We start from the raw sequence: 11,581 nt of genomic DNA, 5'->3' as shown, positions 1-11,581 counted from the left end.
GCGGCCACATAGCCGCCGGGTCCGGCACCGATTACGATCAGGTCAAAGTTTTGCGCAGCCATGCGAGGGCTCCTCCAAGCGAAATTTAGTTGAACACTAAACTAGTTTGGCCGCGACCTCTAGTGACCTTCGGGCATATCGGCTAGTCGATAGGTGCAATCAGCCCTGCTCGGCCGCGGCCTGCTGCGCGCGAATGGCCGCGCCGTAACCGCCTGCGTCCAGAAAGGCCTGCTCGGCCGGCGTCGTGCGACGGCCCAGAGCGGCGTTCCGGTAGGGAAACCGCCCGAAATCACGGATCACCGCACGATGGGCGCAGGCATGTTCGCGGTTGCTCTCGCCGGTTTGCGGCATGCGCGTGTGGATCAACCGCACGGCGCGATCCTGATTGGCGAGGTTCTCGGAATGCATCAGCGGCAGATAGAAGAACTGGCGCGCAGGCTCGTCGATCCGCATGTCCCAGTTCTTGTCGATCGCCATTTTCGCTGCCGCCAGTGCGATATGATCGGTGGCGAAGGCCAGGCCATCGTCGCGGAACATATTACGCGGGAATTGATCGGTCAGGATGATATAGGCCAGCGTTCCGGTCGGATAGGTCAGCCAGAGACCAGAGGCGCCCTCCTGCGCCTCTTGCCAGGCACCAAGGAACCTGTCGCGCACAATCGCGTCGAATTCCGGATCGGACTTGTACCAATCCTCGGGCGAGCATTCATCAAGCCAGAATGCCAGGACGTCTTCAGGGCTTACCACTGCATCGCTCCAAGGTATGCTTCACATATCTGTTGCAATTCGAAACAGACCTCATCCGGTCTGGCAAGTGCCAAGGTCCGCCAGGCGTTCACGTGATGTGTCCGTATGACACAGAAACCTACGCGGCGGGGGTTGTCTCGTCATCTTCTGCCTCGATGTAGAATTCCTGTGCCAGTTCAGCCGCAATCGGCGTCGAGGCGGCGCTGACCGGTGCGTAGGGCACCGCCTCGGTATCGCGCGTGCTCCGGCTGCGGCGGGTGGTGCGGTAAATCCCGTAAAGCGCGATGGCCCCCATCAAGAGCGACAGGAACAACCAATAGCCGTTGTCACCGATCCCATCCATCATGAAGCCGACGATCAGCGGGCCGGCAATCGCACCCAACCCGTTGATGAACAAAAGCCCGCCCGAGGCCGCCGCCATATCGTCCTTTTCGAGATAGTCATTGGTATAGGCGATCACCAGCGCATAAAGCGGGTTCGACGTGCCTCCGATGATCGCCCCGCTGATCACGATCAGCGCGTAGCTGCCCGGCACCAGAAAGGCCGCCAGCGACCCGATCCCGCCAAGCGCGGCCAGCCAGATGATCAGGACGCGGCGGTCCATCTTGTCGGACAGCCAGCCGATGGGATATTGCAGCACCAGCGCGGCCACATAGATGGCCGAGACGAAAAAGGAAATCTCGGCCACGGTCAGGCCGACCCTGCTGCCATAGACCGCCGACATGCCGAATTGCGCCGCAAAGACGCCGCCCAGCATGAACATCGCAAAACACGCCAAGGGCGAGGCGGCGACCAGCTTTCTGACCTTCAATGGCTTCGTCGTCGAAAAGGCGGGCATCGGCTTGACCGACAACAGAACCGGCGCAAAGGCCAGCGACACAAGGATCGACGGAATGATGAACAGCACATAACCCGAGATATCGCCCTGTGCGACGATCCATTGCGCAAAGACGATCCCCGCCATCTGCGTGATCATGTAAAGCGACAGCGCCTTGCCGCGGTTCTGGTTGTCCGAGGCGTCATTCAACCAGCTTTCCGCCGTGATGTAGACGCCGCAAAAGCAGAACCCGATGATCACCCGCCCCAAGGTCCAGGCCCAGGGTTCGACCAGCACCGGATAGGAAATCAGCACCGCCGAGATCATCGACCCCAAGGCCGCAAAGACGCGGACATGGCCGACGCGGCGGATCAGCTCGGGCGTGAAGCGGGAACTGAACAGGAATCCCAGAAAGTAGCCCGACATCACGATGGACAGCGCGAAGGTGCTGAACCCCTCGATTTCGCCGCGCAGACCCAGCAGCGTGCCTTGCAGGCCATTGCCCACCATCAGCATGAACATGCCCACAAAGAGCGCCCAAGAGCTTGTAAAGACCTGAAGCATGTTGCGTCCTCTCTGCCCGACGTGCACCGCCTATCACACGATTCGATCAAGACTTCACTATGATTGTGCGACACTCTCGGGTCGGTTTACGCCCTTGTCTGCGGCAGCAGAAGCGATGAATCCCCGTAAGAGAAAAAGCGGTAGTCCGTGGCAATCGCATGGGCATAGATCGCCCTGATCGTCTCGACCCCCATCAGGGCCGAAACCAGCATCATCAATGTGGACTTGGGCAGATGGAAGTTGGTCATCAGCCCGTCCGAGATCTGGAACCGGAAACCGGGGGTGATGAAGATATCCGTCGGTCCGACCCAAGGGCGCAACTGGCCATCCTGTGCGGCACTCTCGATCAGGCGCATCGCGGTTGTGCCCACCGGAATGACCCGCCCGCCTGCGGCGCGGGTCGCGATGATCTGCTCTGCCGCCTCTGCGGTGACCTCGCCCCATTCGGCATGCATCTTGTGGTCGCCGATGTCATCGACCTTGACCGGCAGGAAGGTGCCCGCGCCCACATGCAGCGTCACATGGGTGAACTGCACACCGCGTTCAGCCAAGGCCGCCAGCAGAGGCCCGTCAAAGTGCAAGGACGCCGTGGGTGCCGCCACCGCGCCCGCGCGTTTCGCCCAATAGGTCTGGTAGTCCTCTTTGTCCGCCGCGTCCGCCTTGCGCCTGGCCTCGATGTATGGCGGCAGCGGCATCGACCCTGCGGCGGCCAGTGCAGCATCGAAATCATCACCCGTCAGGTTGAAGCGCAGCACGCCCTGCCCGTCGCGGCGCCCGTCGATCACCGCCGAAAGATCATCGGAGAAAACAACCGTTTCACCGTCGCGCAGCTTCTTGAGCGGCTTGACCAGCGCCGTCCAAGTGCCGTCGGCCTGCGGTTCCAGCAAGGTGACCTCGATCCGCGCGGCGGTCGCGCCCGCCTCGCCGGACCTGTGCCGGACGCCGCTCAGCCTTGCGGGGATGACCTTGGTGTCGTTCAGCACCAGCCGGTCCCCGGGTTGCAGGATGTCGGGCAATTGGTTGACGATCCGGTCCTCGATCGCCCCTCCGCGCGCCAAAAGCAGCCTTGCCGAGGACCGCGGCCGCGCAGGACGGGTCGCGATCAGCCGCTCGGGCAGATCGAAGTCGAAATCGCTCAGCTTCATCGGGACAGATCCGGTGGCGGGCGGCGGAAAATTTCGCGGAACATGCCCGGCGTCAACACCGACAGCGGGTTGACGCTGACCTGCGGCGCGTCCGAAGCGCCGGTGATGTTAAAGTTGAACCCGATCAAGCCTTCCCCCCTTCGCGTCAGAAACGACCCGACCTGATTGAGCAGGAAGAACGGCGAGACCACCCCCTGCAGGTCGATGGCCCTGCTGGCCAGCGTGTAGGTCCCATCAACGGAAATGCCAAGCCCCGGCCCGACAGCACTTGCCTCGGAAATGATCACCGCATCCGGGGTCAGCCGGAACCGCGCATCCACCGCATCGAACGACAGGCCCTGCCCGTCCAATTGCTGCAACAGCCCCACGACGCTGATCGCATCCAGCAAGGCCGCCATGGTCGGCGCATCGCGCAGCCGCAGTCCGGCAATCGCCAGCGTCCCGTCAAATTCCCCCGCACCGCTGGCGGGCAAAAGCGTCAGGTCAAGGGCACCGCCCGTCGCCGTCTCGATCAGCCCCGACGCGCGCAACAGCGCCCCCGCATCCGGGCTGCGCAACCTGACGGCCGAGCGTCCGTCGCGCGGCGCGACAGCCCCGGCAATCGGCGCATCCCCGTTGAGCGATGCGGTGAACTCGCCCCGAAACCCGCCATCGCCGCGAAACTGGCCCTGAAAGCCGCGCAGGGCGATGCCTTCGGTGATCTGCAACCGGTCAAGCGCGATCGAGATCGGCCCGCTCTCGCCTTGGCCCGCGCCGAATTGCGCGCGGCGCAAGTCCAGACTGCCCCCCGTGATCCGCACCGCAGGCGGCAGACCCGCACCGCGCCCCTCCAGCGTGATTGGCGCATCCAGCCAGTTGCCGACCCTGACCTGCGAGAACCTTGCCGCGGCAAGCTGGCCCGCCGGTGTCAGCGTCACCGATCCCGCCGCCTGCAATCCGCCGCCCCCCACCTCGAGCCGCGTGACATCTGGAACTGCCCCCAAGCGGCCCTCGATCAGCAGATTGCCACGCGTGCCGGGCGGCTTGGACCAGCCCACGGCGGGGATCGCGACCGTCATCCCCTGAAGATCGGACCGCAAGGAAAAGCGCGGCGGTCCCTGACCCAATTCCATCGCCAGTTCGCCCTGTCCTTGTCCCGCAACCGTGCCGGGTGGCAGCGCGATCCCGAACTCGTCGAGAAACGCCTGCGACAGCGTCACATTCGCCAGCACGCGGCTGCCCGGATTGTCGAACCGCCGGTCCCATGCGCCCAAGGCCGAAACCGCGCCCAGCCTGACCGGTCCGGCAATGTTGATCCCGTCGCGACTCGCCGTCACCTGCAACCGTGGCGAGGTCAGCATCCGCCCGGGCACGAGACCATCGCTGCGGACTGCGGTCAGGTCTGCCGTCATTGCCACGGTGACCTCGTCCGGCTGGATCTGGTTTTTCAGCGGCCATGAAATCCGCCCTGTGACCTGCGCCTGTCCTTCCGCAACGGTGACAGGCACATTCGCGCGGTCGAGATAGGTGAACGGAGGTTGGTTCAGCACCGACAGCGCCGCCGTGATCGCACTTTGCGTGCGCAGATCGACATAGGCGGGCGAGGGCCTCTGCCGCAGATCCTCGGCCACCATGGTCGAACCGGCCAGATCGACCAGACCGCCTTCCGGCGCCAGAACCTGCCCCGAATCGAGACTGACGACGAAACGGCTGTCCTCAAGGCTTGCCACACCGCTGGCCTCCCTGATCGGCGGCATCGTCGGCATGAAGGTGACGGATGCCTCTTCAAAGGCAAATCCAAGTGCCGTGCGCATGCCCCGCTCGGGGGCGATCCGCAAGCCCATGACCACATCCGTCAGCAGGCCGTCCGAGACGTTGTTGGCAAACCAGCGCCGCGACCCGGGCCGGAAGTCCGGTGGCCAGAAATCCAGCACCCGCGCAGGCGCGATCTGGTCCGTCTCGGTATCCAGCGCAACGTCCCAACCCGCATCGGTGGCCGCGATGCGGCCCGACGCGATGGTGCGGCTGGCATCGTCACGCGCCACGACCTGACCGATATCAAGCACGAAAGGATCGAAACGCGCCCGCAGATCGACCGCAAGCGCAGGCAATACGGGCGTCGTCTCGAACAGCCCATCGGGATTGACCGCGACATCCGTCAGCCGCAACTGACCAAGGATCGCCTGCGGAAAACCGTCGCGAAACGCCCGCAGATAGGCCGAGCCCTCGCCCCGCAGACGGCCCCAGTCCGACCGCACGGTCATTTCGCTGAAGGTGATCAGGTCGCGGACAGGATCGAAGTTGAAATAGGCCCGTCCATCGGTAAAGCGCACGGCGGGGCTGCCCGGGTTGGGCTGGAAAGCGCCTGCGCCCAACTCCAGCCGCGCGTTCAGCGGGCCAAGCTTTCCTTCGGCATCAAGGCTGGTGCGCAGGTCGGCGCTGATCGGGGCGTTCACGCCCGCCAGCCACAATAGCGCAGGCGATTGCGTCGCCAGATCGCTGGCCACCGCATTGTCGATGTTCAGCCCGATCTGCGCGCTGCGGCTGCCGCGCGGGCTGGTGTAGGACAGGCGCACCGCCGTCACATCCGGACGCCCGGCCAAAAGCGCAAAATCGCCGCGCAAGACCGTCTGGGCCGCGCGCAGATCCAGCGTCAGCCGACCGCCGTCCACGATCCAGCTACGGCCCGCGCGGGCATCGTCGAAATTCACGATCAGCCCCTCGGCCTGCACCAGTTCAAGGGCGGCTAGGGCGGGACGCTCGAAGACCTGATCGAACTGGTCGAGAAGCTCGGGAAGGTTGCGCGCCTGCCGCTCGTTTCGGGTGTTCGCGCCGAACGCCAGCGAGACCGACCCGTCAAGCGCGCGGCGCAGGTTGATCTGCGCCCCGACCAACTGGACCTCCTGCACCAGCAATTCGCGTTGCAGGATCAACCCCCGGGGCGAGATCAGACCCTCGACCAAAGGCACCCGCGTCAGCGTCAGACCGCCCTCGTCCAGCAGACGGGTATCGACCAGCCTGACACGCGGATGACCGTCGCGGCCGATCCTGATGGTGATCGCTCCGAAATCAAGCTGCGCGCCCGGCAGGACCTCGGCCACCCGTGCTGCGACACGGTCTTCGATCCAGCTTGGCGCGGTGATCTCGCGGTCGATCATCATCACGGCGGCCGCAGCCGCAAAGGCCAGCGGCAGGAGCGACAGAACGAACCCCGCCCGCAGCCAGAACAGCCAGCGCGGCATCGGCCTGCGCCGGACAGGTTTGTTGGGTTCTGTTGCGGGGGTGTCGTCCGACATCGTTTCCTGTCACTTGGCTTGCCGCCCTTTATCTTCGCAATTCACACACTAAAACAAGACGCGGCTCAGCGAGCGCGAAAGGACCATTGCATGTCACATCCCGAAGTTGGCGACAACGCCCCCACCTTCACCCTGCCCCGCGACGGCGGCGGCGCGGTCAACCTGTCCGATTTCAAGGGCAAGAAGGTCGTTCTCTACTTTTACCCCAAGGACGACACGCCCGGTTGCACGAAAGAGGCGATCGGCTTTACCGATATGGTCGCGGAATTCGCAGCCGCCGGCACCGTGATCCTCGGCGTCTCGAAGGACAGCGTCGGCAAACACGACAAGTTCGTCGCCAAACATGACCTCAAGATCGCGCTTTTGTCCGACGCAGAGGGCGACGTCTGCGAAAGCTACGGCACCTGGGTCGAGAAAAGCATGTATGGCAAGACCTATATGGGAGTCGAACGCGCCACCTTCCTGATCGGTGCCGACGGCAAGATTGCGCAGGTCTGGCGCAAGGTCAAAGTCCCCGGCCATGTCGAGGCCGTTCTGGAAGCGGCCCGCGCGGTCTGATCCTTGCCGAAATGATCCGCTGCCCCGGGCGGCGGTCCGGCGCTGCGGGATCGGCAGAAGACCGCTGATCTCGCGTGATGACGGGGATTTCAGAAAATCTGCCGCCAAAGAACTTGCAGCCCCCCGCCTGCCTGCGTAAACGGAAACGGGGCACCGCCGCTGGCGTTGTGTCAAGCACCACAGGGACGGAGAAAACCAGAGCGTGAGATCACGACTGACATCACGTTTGCACGGAATGCTCGAGCGCGTTTTTCCAGAAAAGCGCCTGTTTCTGCGGTCGGACGAGGAAACCCGTTTTATCCGTCTCAAGCCCGAAACCCAACTGGTCGCATGGACAGGCTCGGTGCTGGTCGTTGGGTGGACCATCATCGCCACCGCGATCTTGCTGATGGACAGTATCGGCGCAGGCAATTTCCGCGCGCAGGCCGAACGCGAACAGATGGTCTATGAAGATCGGCTTAACGCCTTGTCGCAAGAACGCGACAGCCGCGCCATGGAAGCGGCGGCTGCCCATGACCGTTTCAACGCGGCCTTGACCCAGATTTCGGTCATGCAGTCGCAACTGCTGGAAGTCGAAGAGAAACGCGGCGAACTGGAACGCGGCCTCGAAGCCGTGCAGGCCACGCTGCGTGATGCGATGCGCCTGCGAGAAGACGCGCTGGCCCAGCTTGCCGCCATCGAAGCCGAAGGCGAGAACGGCAACACGGTCGCCCAAAGCTCTGAAGCGAACGGCACCCTCGGGCTTTTGTCCTCGGCGCTGGCCGAGACCGCGGCCGAGCGCGACAAGATCGCGCGCGACGCCGAATTCGCCATTACCCAGGCGCAGGAACTGGAACTGGAACTGCGGTTGCAGCAGGAACGCAACGACCAGATCTTCCGCCAGCTGGAAGAGGCGATGCTGGTCTCTGTCGAACCGCTCGACCGGATGTTCCGCGCCGCTGGCATGAACCCCGATACACTGATCAATCAGGTGCGGCAGGGCTATTCCGGCACCGGTGGCTCGCTGACCCCGATCCAGTTCTCGACCCGCGGGGCCGAACCCGACCCCGACGCCCTGCGCGCCAATGCCATCCTGACCGCCATGGACCGGATCAACCTTTACCGGATCGCCGCCGAAAAGGTGCCCTTCTCGATGCCGGTCCGGTCGGGGTACCGGATGACCTCGGGCTTCGGCCAGCGCTGGGGCCGCCTGCATGCCGGCACCGATTTCGCCGGGTCCATCGGCCTGCCGGTCTATGCGACCGCCGACGGCACCGTCACCCATGCAAGCTGGACCTCTGGCTACGGGCGGCTGATCAAGATTCAGCATGACTTTGGGATCGAGACCCGCTATGCCCACCTCAACGCGATGGATGTGCGTGTCGGTCAACGAGTCTCGCGTGGAGATCGCATCGGTGCCTTGGGCAATTCCGGTCGCTCGACCGGCCCCCACCTTCACTACGAAGTCCGCGAAAGCGGCATCCCCGTCAACCCCATGAACTATATAAGAGCTGGACGAGATGTTTTCTAAATCCAAGATCAACGAACCCGCCCCCAAGGCCTCGGACGCGGATGCCGCCAAAACCACGGACAGCACCAAACCTGCCGGGACCGATTTCAAGGCCACCACCCCAAAGCCGAAGCCGCCCGCATCGGTTCTCTCGTCCGATCTGCTAATCACCGGTAACCTCAAGACCACCGGCGACATCCAGGTCGAAGGTCAGGTCGAGGGCGACATTCGCGCGCATCTTCTGACCGTCGGTGAAGGTGCCACGATCAAGGGCGAGGTTGTGGCCGACGATGTGGTCGTCAATGGCCGGATCGTCGGGCGCGTGCGCGGCCTGAAGGTCCGCCTTACATCGACCGCCCGCGTCGAAGGCGACATCATCCACAAGACCATCGCGATCGAAAGCGGCGCGCATTTCGAAGGTTCCGTGCAGCGTCAGGATGATCCGCTGTCGAATGGCGCAAAGAAGATGCCCGCCACCGCAACGACACCCGCGCCAGAGGCAAAGTAGCAGGCATAGAGCAACTTGATTTTGCGAAAGGGCGCCCATAGCGGCGCCCTTTTTCATGTCAGGGTGCGGCGATAGACATGCCATGTGGCATGGCCGAGGACCGGCAGCACCACCATCAGCCCCAGAAACCACGGCAAAAGCGCGATCAGGGACAGGACGGCAATGAACGCCGCCCAAAGGCCCATGACCATCAGGTTTTCGCGCACCGCCCGCAGGCTGGTCAGCATGGCGGTGACGAAATCCACCTCGCGATCCAACACCAACGGCAGGCTGACCACGGTCAGCGAGAACAGCAAGAACGCCAGCACGGCCCCGACACCCAGCTCGACGGCGATCATCGCCAGGCCGTTGGGGGTCAGAAAGACCTCGTAGCTTTGGCTGATGTTGGTCATCGTCGACAGCCCCATGAAAAGGGCAAAGATCATATGGGCCAGAAACGTCCAGAACAGAAAGTAGATCACGATGATCGCCCCCAGCCACGGCAGTTGCCGTGTGCGCTCGCGCCAGACGATGCCCAGAACACCACCCCAATCAAGCGGTTCGCCGACCTCCAGACGGCGGCTGACCTCGTAAAGCCCCGCCGCCGCAAAGGGCGCCAGCAGCGGAAAGCCCAGCGATGTCGCAAGCGTCCATGTGACATGCCCCGCCCCGACCCAAAGCATGACAAAGCCGCCCACCACGTAAACGGCGCTGAAGAAAAGCCCGTATTGCGGTGCGCGGCGGAAATCACGCCAGCCCGCCGCAAGCACCGCCCGCAGGTCCGCAAGCTGCAACCGGTTGACTGTCACCGTTTCGGCCATGATCTACCCTCCCTCGTGCCACGCCTCTCCCAGTTGCAGCACGGTCAGATCATCACCCCGCTTGCCCGCGATTTGCAAGCCCATCGGACGCGCGCCCCGCAGCGGCACGGCAATCGTCGGCAGACCGATCAGGCTGACAGGCACGACGACCTCCATCCAGCGGTGGTAGGTGTCCATCGCCACGCCGCCGATCTCGCGCGGCCAGTGCCAGCCGATGGGGAAAGGGAAACATTGGGCAGTCGGCAGAACGAAGGCATCGAAGGACTGAAACAAGGCATCAGCCGCGCGGAACCAGTCCGACCGCAGGGCGCTTGCCCGCTGGATATCCTCGCCCGTCAGGGCCAGCCCGCGCTCGATCTCCCAGACCGCCTCGGGCTTCAACAACTCGCGGCTGCCGCCGTCCCGATAAAGCGGCCCGCGCGAGGCCGCGATCGACCAAGAGCGCAGGACCGTCCATGCCTCCCACAGTGCGGCGGCAGGAAATGGCGGCGGAACCGCGACCACCTCGCATCCCATCTGCGCAAGGCGCGCCAGACCTGCCTCGCAGGTCGCAAGCACGCCCGCCTCCATCGGATAGGCCCCGCCCCAGTCGCCAAGCCAGGCGATCTTGCGGCCCGCCACTTCCCCGCGCAGTCTGGGCGCCACGGGTTCATGCGGCCTCCCGAGAGGTTGGCGCGGATCGGGTCCGGCCTGCACATCCAAGAGCAGCGCCAGATCGCGCGGGCAGCGCCCCATCGGACCATTCGTCGAAAGCTGATGCAGAAAGAGGTCCCCGACAGGTTCGTCCGGCACCAGCCCCCATGTGGGCCGGAACCCGTAAACCCTGTTCCAGCCTGCCGGGTTGCGCAGGCTGCCCATCATGTCCGATCCATCCGCCAGCGCGACCATCCCGCAGGCCAGCGCCACCGCCGCCCCGCCCGATGACCCGCCCGCCGACATCCCCGGTTCGGTCGCATTTTCCGTCGCGCCGAAAACCGGGTTATAGGTGTGGCTGCCGAGCCCGAATTCCGGCGTATTCGTCTTGCCGATGACAATCGCGCCCGCATCCTGCATCCGCCGGACCATGATGTCGCTTTTGGCGGCGATGGTGCCTGCAAAGGCGGGTGATCCCAGCGAGGTGGGCAGACTTGCCACATTGGCAAGGTCCTTGACCGCAAGCGGCAGGCCGTGCAGCGGCCCGCGCGCGGTGGCCTGATCGGCCGCCTGTGCCTCGGCCAGCAAAGCGCCCTCATCCCGCAAAGAAACGATGGCGGTCTTTCGCGGATTGTCCCGCGCGATGCGGTCAAGGCTGGCCTGCATCAGCGCCACGGCCGAGACCTCGCGCGCCTCAAGCGCTGCCCGCAAGCGCCATGCATCCCAGTCCAGAAAATCGGCCATGCCGTCCCCCACCCCGATCTGCGGCCCCCCGGAAAGCCTAGTCCGCCTTCGCCTCTGCCCGGCTCTTGCCCGAGACGTTCAGCGCCAATGTGGCCGCCATGAACCCGTCCAAAGCACCGTCGAGAACGCCTTTGGTGTCCGAGGTCTCATATCCCGTCCGCAGGTCCTTCACCATCTGGTAGGGCTGCAACACATAGGACCGGATCTGGTTGCCCCAGCCCGCATCGCCCGCGTTCTCATGGGCTTCGGTGACAAGGGCCGAGCGCTTGTCCAGTTCCATCTGGTAAAGCCGCGACTTCAG

At 64.3% G+C, this 11,581-nt stretch carries 9 protein-coding genes and 1 pseudogene; 3 read left to right on the top strand and 7 right to left on the bottom strand.

The features are described 5' to 3' along the window. Positions 1-159: 159 nt before the first annotated feature. The 4 genes from V7N12_RS11955 to V7N12_RS11940 all read right to left on the bottom strand — a co-directional run bounded on the left by V7N12_RS11955 (position 160) and on the right by V7N12_RS11940 (position 6,548). Positions 160-747, bottom strand: a complete 588-nt coding sequence (locus tag V7N12_RS11955; protein ID WP_333714813.1) for a DUF924 family protein — start codon at positions 745-747, stop codon at positions 160-162. Positions 748-865: 118 nt separating this feature from the next. Continuing rightward, entirely contained in the window at positions 866-2,128 is a 1,263-nt protein-coding gene (locus V7N12_RS11950) for an MFS transporter (RefSeq protein ID WP_333714812.1), read from the bottom strand. An 86-nt stretch (positions 2,129-2,214) separates the two neighbouring features. Beyond that, the gene (gene queA / locus V7N12_RS11945; protein ID WP_333714811.1) at positions 2,215-3,273 is read right to left on the bottom strand and encodes a tRNA preQ1(34) S-adenosylmethionine ribosyltransferase-isomerase QueA; all 1,059 of its coding nucleotides are present in this window, start codon (positions 3,271-3,273) and stop codon (positions 2,215-2,217) included. After that, positions 3,270-6,548, bottom strand: a complete 3,279-nt coding sequence (locus V7N12_RS11940; protein WP_333714810.1) for an AsmA-like C-terminal region-containing protein — start codon at positions 6,546-6,548, stop codon at positions 3,270-3,272. The genes queA and V7N12_RS11940 overlap by 4 nt, the downstream gene beginning before the upstream one ends. A 90-nt stretch (positions 6,549-6,638) precedes the next feature. Here V7N12_RS11940 and bcp point away from each other — a divergent pair, with 90 nt between their 5' ends. The 3 genes from bcp (at position 6,639) to V7N12_RS11925 (ending at position 9,103) form a co-directional block, all read left to right on the top strand. Beyond that, a complete protein-coding gene (bcp, locus tag V7N12_RS11935; RefSeq protein WP_333714809.1) occupies positions 6,639-7,106 on the top strand; it encodes a thioredoxin-dependent thiol peroxidase in 468 nt (155 codons plus the stop codon). A 235-nt stretch (positions 7,107-7,341) separates the two neighbouring features. Continuing rightward, positions 7,342-8,616 carry a DUF5930 domain-containing protein gene (locus tag V7N12_RS11930; RefSeq protein WP_443089963.1) on the top strand — a complete coding sequence of 425 codons (1,275 nt, stop codon included), beginning with the start codon at positions 7,342-7,344 and terminating at the stop codon, positions 8,614-8,616. Continuing rightward, positions 8,606-9,103: a bactofilin family protein gene (locus tag V7N12_RS11925; protein WP_333714807.1), complete on the top strand. Its 498-nt coding sequence runs from the start codon at positions 8,606-8,608 to the stop codon at positions 9,101-9,103. Before V7N12_RS11930 ends, V7N12_RS11925 begins: the two co-directional genes overlap by 11 nt. A gap of 53 nt (positions 9,104-9,156) precedes the next feature. Here the strand turns inward: V7N12_RS11925 and V7N12_RS11920 are convergent, their stop codons facing one another. The 3 genes and pseudogenes from V7N12_RS11920 to prfB form a co-directional block, all read right to left on the bottom strand. After that, positions 9,157-9,903 carry a DUF2189 domain-containing protein gene (locus V7N12_RS11920; RefSeq protein ID WP_333714806.1) on the bottom strand — a complete coding sequence of 249 codons (747 nt, stop codon included), beginning with the start codon at positions 9,901-9,903 and terminating at the stop codon, positions 9,157-9,159. A gap of 3 nt (positions 9,904-9,906) precedes the next feature. Next, on the bottom strand, positions 9,907-11,280 hold the full coding sequence (locus tag V7N12_RS11915) for an amidase (RefSeq protein WP_333714804.1): 1,374 nt from the start codon (positions 11,278-11,280) through the stop codon (positions 9,907-9,909). Between the two features lie 37 nt (positions 11,281-11,317). Next, positions 11,318-11,581, bottom strand: a pseudogene (gene prfB / locus V7N12_RS11910) (peptide chain release factor 2); the annotation flags it as partial.

Source organism: Yoonia sp. (assembly GCF_036770585.1).
Classification (GTDB): Bacteria; Pseudomonadota; Alphaproteobacteria; order Rhodobacterales; family Rhodobacteraceae; genus Yoonia.
This window is presented reverse-complemented; position numbering and strand designations above follow the sequence as displayed.